Origin of the sequence: Bradyrhizobium sp. SUTN9-2, assembly GCF_003122645.1 — a bacterium.
Classification (GTDB): domain Bacteria; phylum Pseudomonadota; class Alphaproteobacteria; order Rhizobiales; family Xanthobacteraceae; genus Bradyrhizobium; species Bradyrhizobium yuanmingense.
In genome coordinates this window covers 2,040,187-2,055,692 of record NZ_LAXE01000001.1, presented here as the reverse complement: position 1 = coordinate 2,055,692, position 15,506 = coordinate 2,040,187, and the positions used below count along the sequence as shown (strand labels likewise).

At 64.2% G+C, this 15,506-nt stretch carries 13 protein-coding genes; 7 read left to right on the top strand and 6 right to left on the bottom strand.

The genetic code is table 11. The features are described from left to right. The first annotated feature begins 172 nt into the window (after positions 1–172). The 4 genes from XF30_RS09680 to XF30_RS09665 all read left to right on the top strand — a co-directional run bounded on the left by XF30_RS09680 (position 173) and on the right by XF30_RS09665 (position 5,447). Positions 173–2,056, top strand: coding sequence for an AsmA family protein (locus XF30_RS09680; protein ID WP_035998770.1), 1,884 nt, complete (start codon positions 173–175; stop codon positions 2,054–2,056). 188 nt (positions 2,057–2,244) lie between these two features. After that, positions 2,245–3,630 (top strand): ABC transporter substrate-binding protein, encoded by a 1,386-nt coding sequence (locus XF30_RS09675; protein ID WP_109142529.1) that lies wholly within the window; start codon positions 2,245–2,247, stop codon positions 3,628–3,630. 96 nt (positions 3,631–3,726) lie between these two features. Then, entirely contained in the window at positions 3,727–4,599 is an 873-nt protein-coding gene (locus XF30_RS09670) for a carbohydrate ABC transporter permease (protein WP_109142528.1), read from the top strand. Further along, positions 4,596–5,447, top strand: coding sequence for a carbohydrate ABC transporter permease (locus XF30_RS09665; RefSeq protein ID WP_035998760.1), 852 nt, complete (start codon positions 4,596–4,598; stop codon positions 5,445–5,447). Before XF30_RS09670 ends, XF30_RS09665 begins: the two co-directional genes overlap by 4 nt. 137 nt (positions 5,448–5,584) lie before the next feature. On the opposite strand, the gene XF30_RS09660 is transcribed toward XF30_RS09665, so the two are convergent. From XF30_RS09660 to XF30_RS09640, 5 genes are all read right to left on the bottom strand, one after another. Further along, on the bottom strand, positions 5,585–6,397 hold the full coding sequence (locus XF30_RS09660; protein ID WP_109142527.1) for an ABC transporter permease: 813 nt from the start codon (positions 6,395–6,397) through the stop codon (positions 5,585–5,587). Between the two features lie 4 nt (positions 6,398–6,401). Next, positions 6,402–7,316 (bottom strand): ABC transporter permease, encoded by a 915-nt coding sequence (locus XF30_RS09655; protein WP_109142526.1) that lies wholly within the window; start codon positions 7,314–7,316, stop codon positions 6,402–6,404. Next, positions 7,313–8,485 carry an ABC transporter ATP-binding protein gene (locus XF30_RS09650; protein WP_109142525.1) on the bottom strand — a complete coding sequence of 391 codons (1,173 nt, stop codon included), beginning with the start codon at positions 8,483–8,485 and terminating at the stop codon, positions 7,313–7,315. The genes XF30_RS09655 and XF30_RS09650 overlap by 4 nt, the downstream gene beginning before the upstream one ends. A gap of 169 nt (positions 8,486–8,654) precedes the next feature. Further along, the gene (locus XF30_RS09645) at positions 8,655–10,127 is read right to left on the bottom strand and encodes a glycerol-3-phosphate dehydrogenase (protein WP_109142524.1); all 1,473 of its coding nucleotides are present in this window, start codon (positions 10,125–10,127) and stop codon (positions 8,655–8,657) included. Between the two features lie 138 nt (positions 10,128–10,265). After that, positions 10,266–12,950, bottom strand: coding sequence for an EAL domain-containing protein (locus XF30_RS09640; protein WP_109142523.1), 2,685 nt, complete (start codon positions 12,948–12,950; stop codon positions 10,266–10,268). Positions 12,951–13,152: 202 nt separating this feature from the next. Here XF30_RS09640 and XF30_RS09635 point away from each other — a divergent pair, with 202 nt between their 5' ends. After that, positions 13,153–14,277: an NAD(P)/FAD-dependent oxidoreductase gene (locus XF30_RS09635; protein WP_036021966.1), complete on the top strand. Its 1,125-nt coding sequence runs from the start codon at positions 13,153–13,155 to the stop codon at positions 14,275–14,277. Between the two features lie 146 nt (positions 14,278–14,423). Here the strand turns inward: XF30_RS09635 and XF30_RS09630 are convergent, their stop codons facing one another. After that, positions 14,424–14,606: a YdcH family protein gene (locus XF30_RS09630; protein ID WP_008546178.1), complete on the bottom strand. Its 183-nt coding sequence runs from the start codon at positions 14,604–14,606 to the stop codon at positions 14,424–14,426. A gap of 329 nt (positions 14,607–14,935) precedes the next feature. On the opposite strand from XF30_RS09630, the gene XF30_RS09625 reads away from it, so the two are divergent. Continuing rightward, the gene (locus tag XF30_RS09625; protein WP_008546179.1) at positions 14,936–15,142 is read left to right on the top strand and encodes a YdcH family protein; all 207 of its coding nucleotides are present in this window, start codon (positions 14,936–14,938) and stop codon (positions 15,140–15,142) included. Between the two features lie 131 nt (positions 15,143–15,273). Next, positions 15,274–15,492, top strand: coding sequence for a hypothetical protein (locus XF30_RS09620; protein WP_035998725.1), 219 nt, complete (start codon positions 15,274–15,276; stop codon positions 15,490–15,492). Positions 15,493–15,506 lie beyond the last annotated feature (14 nt).

Genomic DNA, 15,506 nt, shown 5'->3' with positions numbered 1-15,506 from the left:
GTGATAGAAGCTGCCCATGCCATGGGCATAACCGCGCAGCGGCCTTGAAAGCGTCAAGAAAACCCATCAAGTTGCGGTACTTAACACCATAGGATCTGGGCGTCGGCACAGACGTTACGCGGCCCGCCCTTCTGGCTCCAACGACCAACCCGATCAGGACATGCCATTGACCATGGCCCAAGGAATGAAGCGCCTCGGGACGCCGATCGCGGCGCTGCTCGGCGTCGCGCTGATCGCCCTGATCGCGACCTCCTGGCTCATCAACCGCGACGCGCTGCGCAAGGCGGTCGAAGCGCAGATCCGCGACGTCACCGGGCTCGAGCTCAATGTCGCAGGCAGCATCGAGATCTCGGTGCTTCCGGCGAGCTACATCTCCTTCCGCGACGTCGGCCTCAAGGGCGGCGGCACCAGCGCTCCCGCGCTCCAGGTCGACGTGCTCACCGCGAATTTGCGGTTGCTGCCGCTCCTGCTGCAGCGTTTCGAGATCGCCGACCTGACGCTGCTGCGGCCGCGCATCCACGTCAGCCTGAAGCCGGACGGCGAGAGCAACTGGACGCCCTTCATCCAGACCATCGCACGCACCATGAAGCCCGGGGCCGAGAACCAGGTCTCGTTCTCCGAAATCCGCATCCAGGACGGCGTGCTCGACTACGAGGACGTTGCCACGCATGCCACCGAGAAGCTCGAGGACATCGACCTGTCGCTGGCCTGGCCTTCGATCTCGCGCTCTTTTGCCGCGACCGGGCAGTTCGACTGGCGCGGCGAGCGCGTCGACGGCTCGATCAGCTTTTCCGATTTCGTCGCCGCCCTCTCCGGCGACCGCTCCGGCCTGAAGGCGCGCATCGCCAGCGCGCCGCTCAAGCTCGCCTTCGACGGCAGCGTCGCCAATCGCACCAGCGCGATGATGGAGGGCACGCTCACTGTGGACAGCCCGTCCTTGCGCAACGCGCTGCGCTGGACCGGACAGCCGCAGCCCGGCAGCGGCGGCTTCGGCCGCTTCGTGCTGAAGGCGCGCGCCAACGTCGTCGGCGCCTCGATCGCGCTCACCAATGTCAACGTCGAGCTCGACGGCAATGCCGCCGAAGGCGTCATGACCTACGCCAATAACGGCCGGCAGACGCTGCAGGCCACGCTCGCCGCCGACGCGCTCGACTTCACACCTTATATCTCGACGTTCCGCCTGCTCGCGAGTGGGGCGCGCGACTGGAACAGGCAGCTGTTCGACCTCCAGGGATTGTCGACCACCGACCTCGACATGCGCCTGTCGGCGGCCAAGCTGACGGTCGGACCCACGCGGCTCGGCCGCACCGCGATCGGCGCCAATTTGCGCAACGGCACGCTGGCGCTCTCGGTCGGCGAGGCGCAGGTCTATGGCGGTATCGCGAAAGGCTCGTTCGGCATCGCGCGGTCCGATACGGTCGCCGACATCAAGGCGCAATTCCAGTTCACCGACGTGGATCTGCAGGCCTGCGCCACCGAGCTGTTCGGCCTCAACAAGCTATCCGGCCGCGGCAACATCAACGTCTCGCTGTTCGCCTCGGGCTCGAGCCCGTTCGGCCTCGTGCAGTCGCTCGACGGCAGCGCCACCGTGACCGGGCATAACGGCGCGATCGCGGGCTTCAATGCCGAGCAGCTGCTGAAGCGGCTGGAGCGGCGGCCGCTGTCGGGCGGCGGCAATTTCCGCAGCGGCTCGACGCCATACGACAAGCTCACGATCGCCGTGAAATTCTCCGACGGCATCGCAACCGCCGAAGACATCCGCATCGAAGGCCCGGCGGCCAAGATCACGCTGACCGGCACCGCCTCGGTGCCGACCCGCGAATACGACATGAAGGGCGTGGCGAGCCTCAACACGGCGTCCGGCTTTCAATTGCCCTTCATGGTGCAGGGCCCCTGGGACGATCCCCTGATCTTTCCCGATCCCGAAAGCCTGATCCGGCAGTCGCCGGCGGCGTCTCCCTTCCTCGATCTCCTCAAGCAGCGCATCACGGGGGGAAAGCGCCCGGAGGGATCGCCGACCGCCGAAAATGCGAAAGAGGGCGCGAAGTCGAACTGACGATTGTGCGCCGTGGAGCGCGCGCGAATTGATCCCGGTGAATTGATGCGGCGATTGGATCGATGCGCGCATGATGCGTCTCCGACGCGCTACGACCTTGGTCCGACAAGATGCGTTGATTGCGCTACCACCATGCGCTAGTGTTTTATACGACCGGTTAAAACACCGGCCGTTTGAGGGAGAAAAACGTGAAATCCAAGGTTATTGGCGCGGTTTCATTGGCGGTCGCTGCGGTTGGGCTGTTTGCCGCCACTGCGCCCGCATTTGCGCAACAGAAGACGATCACGGTCTGGTGGGTCAAAGGCTTTTACAAGTCCGAGGACGAAGCGCTCGCCGAGACGATCAAGAAGTTTGAAGCCAAGACCGGCATCAAGGTCGAATTGTCGCAATACGCGATCCAGGACATGATTCCGAAGACCGTCGCAGCGCTCGATGCGGGCACCGTGCCCGACGTCGCCTATTCCGACAGCTACGACGTGCAGGTACAGGGCAAGTGGGCCTATGAGGGCAAGCTCGAGGACCTCACCGACGTCATGGAGCCGATCAAGGGCCGGTTCGTGCAGAACACGCTGGACGCCTCGATCCTCTACAACGACGTCGCCAAGAAGAAGGCCTATTACGGCTTCCCGCTGAAGCAGCAGAGCATGCACGTCCAGATCTGGAACGACATGCTGGAGAAAGCCGGCTTCAAGCAGAGTGACATCCCGAACGACTGGACCGGCTACTGGAGCTTCTGGTGCGACAAGGTGCAGCCGGCGATCCGTAAGGCCACGGGCCAGCGCATCTATGCCGTCGGCCAGCCGATGGGCGTGGAATCCACCGACTCGTTCCAATCGTTCTACACCTTCATGGACGCCTACCACGTCAAGCTGGTCGACGACGACGGCAAGCTGCTGGTCGACGACCCCAAGGTCCGCGACGGCCTGATCAAAGCGCTGAAGGACTACACCGACACCTACACCAAGGGCTGCGCCCCGCCCTCCGCGACCACCTGGAAGGACCCGGACAACAATGTCGCCTTCCACAACAAGACGATCGTGATGACCCACAACTTCACGATCTCGATCGCAGCGAAATGGTACGAGGAATCGCAGAACCAGAACCTCACGCCGGAACAGCGCGAGGCCGGCAAAAAGGCTTATGAGCAGGACATCGTCACGGCGTCCTTCCCCAAGGCTCCCGATGGCTCGACCATCAAGTATCGCTCCGACGTCAAGACGGGTCTGATCTTCACCGCGGCCAAGAACAAGGCCGAGGGCAAGCAGTTCCTCAACTTCCTGCTGCAGGAAGAGAACATCCGTCCCTACATCGAGGGCGCGCTCGGCCGCTGGTTCCCGGTGACGAAAGAAAGCCAGGAAAGCCCGTTCTGGCAGGCCGACAAGCACCGCAAGGCCGTCTACACCCAGTTCAAGGGCGGCACCTCTCAGTTCGACTTTACCAGGAACTGGAAGTTCACGATCTTGAACAATGAGAACGTGTGGGCGAAGGCGATGAACCGCGTCGTCAGTGAGAAGGTTCCGGTCGACAAGGCCGTCGACGAACTCATCGCCCGTATCAAGCAGGTCGCGGGCTGAGTCGTCCGCCCATCTCTCCGCGTTGCGGGGGAGAGTGCAACAACAACAACACCGGCCGCGTCTCGCGGCCGGCTTCTCTTTGAAGAGTCCGAAAGAATGGCGATCACGCTCTCTGGCGATCAGGCAATACCCGGCCCGCCCCTGTCGTCGCGGCTGACCCCGGCGCAGGTCTGGGGCATCCTCCTGCTAACACCTTATCTGCTCGTCTTCCTTGCCTTTGTCGTCTACCCCGTCTGCTACGGGCTCTGGCTGGCACGCGATCCGGGGAACTATGTGGCGCTGTATCACGACCCGATCTTCGCACGCGCTGCAATCAACACGCTGATCTTCCTGGTCGTCGGCATCAACATCAAGATGATGATTGCGCTGTTCCTGTCCGGCTTCTTCGCGCAGCAGCGCACCTGGATCAGATGGCTGTCGGTGATCTTCATCCTGCCCTGGGCGGTGCCGTCGATCCCGACCATCCTGTCGGTGCGCTTCATGCTCAATCCCGAATGGGGCATGGTCAACCACTTCATCTTCTCCCTGACCGGCGATGACGGCCCGAACTGGCTGAACGACCCGACCGTCGCGCTGTGCATGGCGATCGCCGTGCACATCTGGAAGTCGCTGCCGTTCTGGACGCTGATCCTGATCACCGGGCGCCTTGCGATCTCGCACGATCTGTTCGAGGCCGCCGAGGTCGACGGTGCCAGCTGGTGGCAGAAATTCCGCTACATCACCTGGCCGTCGATGCAGACGCTCTACGTCACCTGCACGCTGCTCTCGATGATTTGGACGCTGGGCGATTTCAACAGCGTCTACCTGCTCACCGGCGGCGGACCTGCCGACCTCACGCACGTGCTGGCGACGCTCGGCATCCGCTATCTTCGGCTCGACCAGCTCTCGCTCGCGATGGCATCCATCGTCTGCGCGATGCCGTTCGTCCTGCCACTGGTTTACTTCATGATGAAACGGTTGTCGCGATGAAGCTTCCCTCCCTCCGTGACGTCGCGACGGAAGCGCGGCTGCTGCTGATCGGCATTCCCGTCTTCCTGTGGACGATGATCCCGATCTACCACATGTTCCTGTTCGCGATCTCCCCGAAGGAGGACGCGTTCTCGGGCAAGCTGTGGCCGGACCATCCGACGCTGCACAACTTCGAAATCGTGTTCAAGCAGCAGCACTACTTCCTGCGCGACTTCTACGCCCAGTTCTGGAATTCGACGCTGATCGCAGTCTCCGTGGGCGTGCTCACGCTGTTCATCGCGACCGCCGCGGCGTTCGCGATTTCGCGATTGAAGGTGCCGGGCGGCCGCGCCGTGCTGAACCTCGCGCTCTTCACCTATTTCATTCCCGCGGCGTTTCTCGCCGTGCCGATGTATCGCACGATGGGCAATTACGGCCTGCTCAACAATCACTGGTCGCTGATCCTGGCCATGGTGACGATCGCCTCGCCTTACGCGATCTGGGTGCTGAAGCAGGCCTCGGACAAGCTGCCGGTGGAGCTGGACGAAGCCGCCGTGATGGACGGCGCCACCACGCTGCAGATCTTCCGCCTGGTCTATTTGCCGCTGATGATGCCCTCGCTGGTCGCGATCGGCACCTATGCGGTGCTGCTGGCTTGGAACGAGTATCTCTACGCGTTCCTGCTGCTGTCGAACGACCGCGACATCACCCTTCCCGTCGCGCTCGGCAACTTCCTCGCCGCCGACGACTCGCCGTGGGAGCTGCTGATGACGACGGGCTTCATCTACGCGCTGCCGCCGGCCGCGGTCTATTACGCCTTCCGCCGCTACATGGTGGGCGGGCTCACGGCGGGTGCGGTGAAGTCGTAAGCTCTTCTTTCGTCATTGCGAGCCACCGGGTCCGCGCGGAGCGCGGCCCGATCACAAGCTCCGCGAAGCAATCCAGACTACTGCAGAGACAGACTGGATTGCTTCGTCGCAAGAACTCCTCGCAATGACAGCAGAGCCTACAGCGGCGCAGCGCTCTCACCTCGCGAGCTCGACAGCTTCGAGGCGAGCGAGGCAATGACGATGACGACCGCGATCAGCGCGATCACCAGCGTGCAGATCGCGTTGATCTCGGGCTTCACGCCGAGCCGCACCTCCGAATAGATACGGATCGGCAGCGTCGCCGAGCCTGGGCCGGTGGTGAAGCTCGCGATCACGAGGTCGTCGAGCGACAGCGTGAACGCCAGCATCCAGCCGGCGACGATTGCAGGGGCGATCAGCGGCAGCGTTACGGCAACGAACGCACCGACGGGATTGCAGCCGAGATCCATCGCCGCCTCCTCCAGCGAGCGATCGAGCGAGCCGAGGCGCGACTGCACGACCACCGTGACGAAGCACATGGTGAGCGTGGTGTGGGCGATCGTCACCGTCCAGAAACCGCGCTCGGCGTTCAGCGCAACGAACAGCAAGAGCAGCGACAATCCGGTGATCACCTCCGGCATCACCAGCGGTGCGTAGAGCATGCCTGAGAACAGGGTGCGACCACGAAAGCGTTCACCGCGCGACAGCGCCACCGCTGCGAGCGTGCCGAGCAGCGTCGCGATCGTCGCGGAGGCGACAGCGACCCGCAGGCTCATCCAGGCCGCCTCGATCATGGCGCGATCGTTGAACAACTCATGATACCAGCGCAGCGACCAGCCGCCCCACACCGTCACCAGACGCGAGGCATTGAAGGAGTAGAGCACGAGGATCAGGATCGGCAAATAGAGAAAGGCCAGCCCGAGTGCCAGCGAGGCGATGTTGAAGCGGGACAGGCGGGAGACCTTGCGCATCGTCTCAGCGCCCCTGTTCCAGCTGCCGCTTCTGCAGCCGCTCGTACAAGAGCAGCGGCAGCAGCAGCACGACCAGCAGCACGATCGCCGCAGCCGAGGCAACCGGCCAGTCCTTGTTGGTGAAGAATTCGAGCCACAGGGTCTGGCCGATCATCAGCGAATTGGAGCCGGCCAGAAGATCCGGAATCACGAACTCGCCGACGATCGGGATGAAGCACAACAGCACGCCGGCGCCGACGCCGGGCAGCGACATGGGGAAAGTGACAAGCCAGAACACCTGCCAGGGCGGCGCGCCGAGATCGGAAGCCGCCTCTTCCAGCGCCGGCTCCATCTTGGCGAGCGTCGCGTAGAGCGGCAGGATCATGAACGGCAGATAGGAATAGACGATGCCGATATACATCGCGGTGTCGGTGGAGAGCCACACCACGGGCTGGCTGACCAGATGCAGCGCCAGCAGGACCTGGTTCAGCAGGCCGTCGTGCTGGAGGATGTTGATCCAGGCGTAGATGCGGATCAGGAACGAGGTCCAAAACGGCACGATCACCAGCACCATCGCCACCGCCTGCCAGCGCTGCGGCAGCCGCGCCATCCCGTAGGCGATGGGATAGCCGATCAGGAGCAGCAGCGCGGTGGCCATGAGGGCGACGGTGAGGCTGCGGACATAGGCGAAGACGTAAATGTCGTCGGAGGCGAGCAGCTTGAAATTGTCGACCGAGAGCGCAGCGAACGCTGCCTTCAGCGCGTCCCATCCCGCCGTGAGGTCGAACACCGGCTCGTAAGGCGGCTGCGCGATCGCGGTCTGCGACAGGCTGATCTTGAGCACGAAGCCGAACGGCACCAGGAAGAATAGCACCATCCAGACATAGGGCGCGATGGCCGCGAAGCGCGCCGGCTTTGCGAAGATGCGGCGCGAGCTCATGATTGCAGCACCACGCAATCGTCGGGCGTGAACCAGGCGACGACATGCTGGTTCAGGCTGTAGGCGTCGACGTCCAGCCGCGCGCTGTTAGCGACCGACGCCTGCAGCATCCCGCCGGTGTCGAGCTTCACCTTATAGGTGGTGGTGCCGCCGAGATAGCAGATGTCCGCGATCACGCCCTCGAGGGTGTTGATCGCCGTCTCACGACCGGCCTCGTTGGCCGGGCCGCGGCGCGACAGCTTGACCTTCTCGGGGCGGATCGCGACCGCCAGTTTTCCGGTGCCGACCGCCTCACGCGGCTCGGCCACCACCAGCGCCCCCGCATCGCGCGTGCCGATGACCAGACGATGACCGTCGCGCAATTTTGACTCGCCGTCGAACAGGTTGATGTCGCCGACGAACTCGGCGATCCAGCGCGAGCGCGGCGCCTCATAGAGCTCGCGGGGGTTCGCGACCTGGGCGAGCTTGCCTGATTTCATCACGCCGATCCGGCTCGCCATCGTCATCGCCTCCTCCTGGTCGTGGGTGACGATGATGAAGGTCATGCCGAGCCGCCGCTGCAGTTCCATCAGCTCGGCTTGCGTGTTTTCGCGAAGCTTCTTGTCGAGGGCTGCGAGCGGCTCGTCGAGCAGCAGGAGCTGAGGGCGGCGCGCCAATGCGCGGGCGAGCGCCACGCGCTGGCGCTGACCGCCGGACAACTGGTCCGGCTTGCGCTTCTCCAATCCCTCGAGCTTGACCAGCGCCACCATCTCCGCGACGCGCGTGGCGATGTCGGCACGCGGCATGCCGGCGCGCTTCAGGCCGAAGGCAATGTTGTCGCGTGCCGACAGATGCGGGAACAGCGCATAGTTCTGGAACATCATGTTGATCGGGCGCTCGTGCGGCAGCGCCTGCGCGATATCCTTGCCGCCGAGCAGGATACGCCCCTCGTCCGGCGCCTCGAAGCCCGCGAGCATGCGCAAGAGCGTGGTCTTGCCGCAGCCGCTCGGGCCGAGCAGCGCGAAGAACTCGCCGGCCTTGATATCGAGCGACACGCCGTCGACGGCGCGGAACGTGCCAAAGGTCTTGGCGACGCCCTCGATGCGCAGCAGCGGCTGGCCGGCCGCCGGACATGCGTCTCCGCCAGCCGTTTCAGCCGCAACGTTCGTTCCGGGCAATTCTTCCGCCATGGTCCCTGCCAACCCCGATTCCGCCGCACGCTAGCGGCCGATCGTGTTTAGCTCAACCGGTTCGGGGAAAACTTACATCGCGCCGCCGTAGCCCGGATGGAGCGAAGCGGAATCCGGGGCTGTTCGCCGGCGCAGAGACTCTCCCGGATTTCGCTTCGCTCCATCCGGGCTACACCAGTGACCGGCTCACATCCGCCATGAACGCCGCCAGCGCGTCGTGGTCCGCCGCAGGCATTGTCAGGCCCAGCTTGGAACGGCGCCACAGAACGTCATCCGGAAAACGCGCCCACTCGCAGGTCATGAGATATCGCACCTCCGCGCCGGTCAGTTCGGGACCGAAGGCTGGGCCAAGCTCTTTGCGCGTCCTTGCTTCACCGAGCACGGCCGCCAATCGCGAGCCGTAGGCCGCGACCAGGCGCTGGGCTTCCGGCTCGGACAGAAAGCGCCAGCGCTCGCGTGCGCGGTCGACCTCGGTGTCGAAACGATCCCAGGCGAAATCTCCACCTGGCAGCGCTGCGCCGGCGGTCCAGGGCGGCGACATCGGATAGAACGGCGTCAGCCTCGTCACCGCCCGCTCGGCGCGCCGGCGCGCGGTGGTGAGGTCGCCGCCGAACATCGTGATCAGCGGTGCCTTGCGCCGGCGCGCGTGGAACAGGGTTGTGCCCTCGCGTTGCCGCGCGGACGCGGGCCTCAGATTGACGCCGCAGACCGTCCGGACCACGTCGGTCGGGGCGACGCGCTCGCGGAAGTAGCGGCTCGCCGCTTCGCAGAGATAACCGACATCGGCCCCTCGCACCGCCACGATGGCGGGGTCGCCGGTGAAATCGTGCGTGACTGTGCCGATCAGCGTGAACGCGCGCTCAAACGGGCTTGCGAAGATCAGTCGGCCGTCGTTGTTCTGGAACACGTAGACATTGTCTGAATCGAATAGCCTGGGCACGATGATCTGGCTCATCTGCATGGCCGTCGCGGCGGGCTGCGGCTGGCGCAGGACGGTCTCCGCGACGATCGAGGTCCAGCCGCCACTGGTATTGGCCAGCGCCCTTGCTGTAACGGAGCGGCGGTGGCCGCGATCGACCACGGCGAGCCGCCAGATGTCGGTTCGGTCGGCACGCACGCAGCGCGCCCCGGTCCGGATCGTCGCACCACGCTCGGCGGCGTCCAGCGCCGTGAGCACGACAAGGCGGGAATCGTCGACGATACAGTCCGAATATTCGAACGCCGTGCCGAACGGGCGCTTCAGCGCGTTGCCGACCGGGTGATGGGTGATGTCGAGGGTCGTCGATCCGGGCAGGCCGCTCCGGCCGGCGAGGACGTCATAAAGAAACAGGCCGGCCCGCAGCAGCCACGGCGGACGCTCGTCCACATGTGCAGGAATCACGAAACGCATCGGCCGCACCAGATGCGGCGCGATGGCGAGCCAGGTCCGGCGCTCGGCCAGTGCCCGGCGCACCCGCCAAAAGCCGCGGCGCTCCAGCACCGAGAGATCGCCGTGGATCAGCCGCGGTGTGGCCGACGACGCCGCGCCGCCGAGATCGCCCTGCTCGAACAGGATCACCCGCAGGCCGCGGCCCGCCGCATCGCGGGCGAGGCTGACGCCGTTCAGGCCGCCGCCGATGATCGCGAGGTCGTAATCCGCCATGAAGCCGTCGAATGGGAGCGAAGCACTCCCATCCACTAGAGCGATTTCCGTTCCGATGAAATCGGAACGGTGGCTCTAGATTCATATTCTGACGCGTTTTCTTGACGCGAGCCGCTGTCCACTTCGCTCGAAAACGCTCTAACCGGTCTTCAGCGCAAGCTCCATGGCTTCGGCGCGGCCGACGAGCCCGGCATATTTGCCGATCGGCAACGGCTTGCCGAGCAGATAGCCCTGCACCCCGTCACAGCCTTCCTTGGCGAGGAAGGCGAGCTGGTCGAGCGTCTCGACGCCCTCGGCGATGATCGACATTTCGAGGCCGTGGCCGAGGTCGATGACGGCGCGCACGATCGCCGCCGATTGCGGGTTGCGGCCGAGATTGATGATGAAGGCGCGGTCGATCTTGATCTTGTCGAACGGGAACGCCTGGAGATAGCTCAGCGAAGAATAGCCGCTGCCGAAATCGTCCATGGAGATGCGCACGCCGAGCGCCTTCAGGCGGCGCAGCAGCGCAAGGCCGCGATCGAAATCCTCGATCAGAACACCTTCGGTGATCTCGAGCTCGAGCCGGCCGGGTGCGAGGCCCGTCTCGATCAGGATCGAATGGACGAGGCCGACCACGTCGCCGTGCATGAACTGCGCCGGCGACAGATTGACCGCGACCTGCAGCGGCTTCGGCCAGGACGCCGCCTCGCGGCAGGCCTCGCGCAGGATCCACTCGCCCATCTCGACGATGAGGCCGCTCTCCTCGGCGATGGGAATGAATTCGGCCGGCGAAACCTGGCCGCGCACCGGATGCTGCCAGCGCGCCAGCGCCTCGAAGCCGATGATCTCGCTCTCGGCGACGCTGTGGCCCGCGGCCCCCTGCGGCTGGAAGGCGAGCGAGAGCTCGCCGTTCTTGACCGCCATGGAGAGGTCCTGGTGCAGCACGCGGCGGTCGCGGATCTGCTGGTCCATCTCGGGCTGGTAGAGGCTGATCGTGCCGCGCGACTTCTGCTTGGCGCGGAACAGCGCCGCGCCGGCATTGGCGAGCAGCGAGGCGCCATCGGTGCCATTGTGGGGAAAGACCGACATGCCCGTGGTGATGCCGGCGCGGACCGGCCGGCCGTCGATCTGAAAATCCTTCGCGACGGCTTCGCCGATCTGCTGCGCCAGCGCGAGGCCGGCCTCGGGCTGCTTGCCGTCGATGATCAGGCCGAACTCGTCCCCGGACAGGCGCGCCACCACGCCGCCGCGTGCGGAATCCTGGAGCCGATGGGCGACCTCGATCAGGAGCTTGTCGCCGAGCGCATGGCCGAAGACGTCGTTGACCTCCTTGAGGCCGTCGAGGTCGACGCAGAGAACGGCGAACTCCTCGCGGGTGCCCTCGCAAGCCTCGATCATCTGGGTCAGAGCCTGCAGGAAGGCGGCGCGATTCGGCAGATCGGTGAGGCCGTCGTGATAGGCCATGTGCGCCATGCGCGACTCGGTCTGCCGGCGGTCGGTGACATCCTCGTGGGTCTTGATCAGATATTGCGGCTCGCCGGCATCGTTGACCACAGTGGCGCGGCGGGTCAGGAACAGCCGCAGGCCGCCCTTGGTGGAGATCGGATGCTCCTCGGTGATCATCCCGCGCTTCTTGATCGCGGCCTCGTCGCGCGCGACGATCAGCTTGGCTTCCTTGGCGTTGAAGATGTCGGACGCGGTCAGTCCGGTGGCTTCCTCGCGCCTGCGGTTGAGGATCGTCTCCGCGCTGCGGTTGGCGAGCAGATAGCGGCCATCCTTGACCTGCTCCACGATCAGCGCAACCGGGATGTTGTCGACCACGAGCTCGAGGAACTTCTTGGTGCTCTCCAGCTCCTGCGACAGCGAGCGGCGGTCGGTGATGTCCTCGAACAGGATGAGCAGAAATTCGGGCTTGTTGCTCTCGTTGCGGACCACGATCCGGATCGAGGCGACCATGCGCCGCGCGCCGGCACGATCCACCTCGAACTCATTGCGGTGCTGGCCATCCGGCGAATTGAGCGCGGCCTGGTCAGCGGCCTCGATGCTGGCCGCCGAGGCCGACGCAAACAGCTCCCGTGCATTCCTGCCGACGGCGAAGTCCCGCGACAATCCCCAGAACTTCTCATAGGCGCTGTTGGCGAAGATGTAGCAGCCGTCCTCGATGTTCTTGGCCGCCACGCAGGCCGGCACATGATCGAGCACCGATTCCAGGAACTGCTTGGTGGAGGCGAGCTGCCGCGACAGGTTGCGCTGCTCGGTGACGTCGAGATGGGTCGCCACCGAGCCGCCGTTCGGCAACACGAAATACTTCACCAGGATAGCCCGTCCGTCCGGCAGTTCCGTGGTCAGGCCATTGGCGCTCGATGCCTTCCGGTAAAATTCGTCATCGGTGACGCCGAGCACTCCGCGCTCGCGGCGCAGCCTCAGGATGTCGCAACCGGTCATGTTGGGCCGGAGGTCGGATCGCGTCAGGCCATAGATCTCGAGATAGCGGTCATTGCAGAAGATGACGAGGCGCTGCGCATCCGTCATCACCACGCCCTGGTTGAGGTTGTTCATGGCGGAGGAGATGAAGGCGTTGCGACGCAGCTGCAAACGGCTGGACCGGCGCAGCGAGGAATGGATCCACAGCCCGATCGCGGCGAGGAACGAGCAGACCACGATGCCCGCGATGAGGGCTTCCCAGATCACGCCGGGATCAAGCCTGGTGAGATCGCCCGGAACGGCAAGGCTGTACGATGCCGCAAAGGCGCGCGCAGGCGCGCCCGTAACGGCCAGGCATAGGAGGGCGTGCACAGCAATCGAAAGCGTGCTGCCCACGTGCCAGTTCTTCTCAGCCATCAGCCACCCGCGATTTCAACGTCGGATTGTCTGGCCTCGCGGGTTTGGATCGGGTAAACGCCTGTGGGCACAACAGAATAATGTGACATAAAATGCGGCAATTGCCCTGACATGATAAACGACTTCTTAACGGAAGCCCCGCCTGCGCCGCCGCATCCGGACCGTGCGCCACCGGTGCTTCCAACTGGTATCCTGCACAACCATGGATAGGGTCGATTGCGTCGTCATCGGAGCCGGCGTGGTCGGGCTCGCGGTGGCCCGGAAGCTCGCCCAGGCCGGGCGCGAGGTGATCGTGCTCGAGGAAGCCGAGGCGATCGGCACCGTCACCTCCTCGCGCAACAGCGAGGTGATCCATGCCGGCATCTACTACCGGGCCGGGAGCTGGATGGCGCGCATGTGCGTGGCAGGCAAGCACGCGCTGTACCGCTACTGCGCCGAGCGCGGCATCCCGCACAAAAATTGCGGCAAGCTGATCGTCGCGACCAGCCCGAAGGAGACCGAGAAGCTGCAATCGATCAAGGCGCATGCCGAGGCCAACGGCGTGCTCGACATGCAGCTGCTCTCGGGCGAGGCCGCACGCGCGCTGGAGCCGGCGCTCGCCTGCGACGCCGCGCTGCTGTCACCGTCGACGGGCATCATCGACAGCCATTCCTACATGCTCTCGCTGCGCGGCGAAGCCGAGGACGCCGGCGCAGCTTTCGCGTTTCACACCCCGCTGATCCGTGCCAAGGCGGCGGCCGGCCTCATCGAGATCGATGCCGGCGGCGAGGCACCGATGACGCTGCAATGCAGCCTCCTCGTCAACGCCGCGGGGCTGTCGGCAACGCATGTGGCGCGCAGCATCGACGGCATGCCGCTGGACCGGATTCCGCCGGCCTATCTCGCCAAGGGAAACTACTTCAGCTGCAACGCCAGGGCGCCGTTCTCGCGCCTGATCTATCCGGTGCCCGAGCCCGGCGGCCTGGGCGTGCACCTGACGCTGGACATGGCAGGACAGGCGCGCTTCGGGCCTGACGTCGAATGGATCGAGACGATCGACTACGAGGTCGATCCGTCACGCGCCGAGCGCTTCTATCCCGCGATCCGCAAATACTGGCCGACGCTGCCTGACGGCGCGCTGATGCCGAGCTATTCGGGCATCCGCCCGAAGATCGTGCCGCCGGCCGTGGCCACGCAGGATTTCTTGATGCAGGGCCCGCGCGATCACGGCGTTGCAGGCCTGATCAATCTGTTCGGCATCGAATCGCCGGGACTGACGTCCTCGCTCGCGATCGCCGATCACGTCGCCGAGCTCGCAGATATCGACAGTGTTTCGAGAAGCGGATAAGTGTGCGCGTCGAGAGCCACGGGTCCAAGCAAGAGTGAGCGCCGCACAACCGTGTTGCACGGTACACACCTTGCAGCAGGGATGAGCACGGATGCTCTCATCCCTGCGTGAAGGACGTGATCAACTCTACACTGTCACGGGGGTTACTAGTGGAGCGTGTCGCCAGATTGCTTCAGACGCTCGATCTGGTCCTTGACCATCAACTTCCGGCGCTTCAACTCAACAATTTGCAGGTCGTCTGTTGAAAGGTGCACGAGAGCTTCGTGCAATTCGTTCTCGAGAAGTTTGTGCTTCCGTTCCAATTCAACGAGATGTGCCTGAATTGTCATTCGAAACCTCCTCGGTAGGGTGAACCTTTAGGATTCGATCCGGACAACCAAGTCTACATCACCGATTCGTCCTGTCGATGGGTATCCGTCGTTGCAGCGTCATTTTTGAAAGTTCATATGTAACGAAGCGTGACTAAGGGAACCACGCCGGAAAAATCCATGATATCAATACGCCGACGCACCGCCGCAGCTCCCTGCAGAAATATGTTGCTGGAGATCGGGGACGAGGGATCGCAGATCGCTTGCGATCACGCGGCGCAAGGACGATAATTTCCACAGGGCATCCACAGCCCGGATCTCACGCCTATCGGTTTTCGGCCACCGCAGACATGACCAATGAAGATGAGCGTGAGCTCGAAGCCGAGCTCACCCGGTTGCAGCAGGAACACCGAGATCTCGATGCGGCGATCGATGCATTGCATCAATCGCCCGCCCCCGACCTGTTGCGGTTACAGCGCCTGAAGAAGCGCAAGCTGTTGTTGCGCGACCGCATCGCGTTCATCGAAGACCAGATCACCCCCGACATCATCGCCTGACCGTGAGCCGGTCTTGCGCGGCGCCCCGCCGCTTCCGAATCCGCTTGACTCAATAAGAACAAAATAGGAACATTCGCGGGCGCCCCAACACCTCAGAGAACGCTCAAGGACAACACACGAGGACAACGCAGATGTCGGCAACCGCCCTTTTCGACAACAGCCATTACGAACAGGCCTGCGATCAGGCGATCGCGATGTGCGACGGCAATCTGCGCAGCACCATCAAGGCGCTGATCATGGCCAACGAATATCTGGAAGCCGAGCTGGAGGAATTGCAGGCGGCGATTTCAGCCGGCTGCATTCCGGAGATCTCGCGCAGCAAGATGCGGAGCAAGAGCAGCGCCGCATAATCTTCAATCTTGGA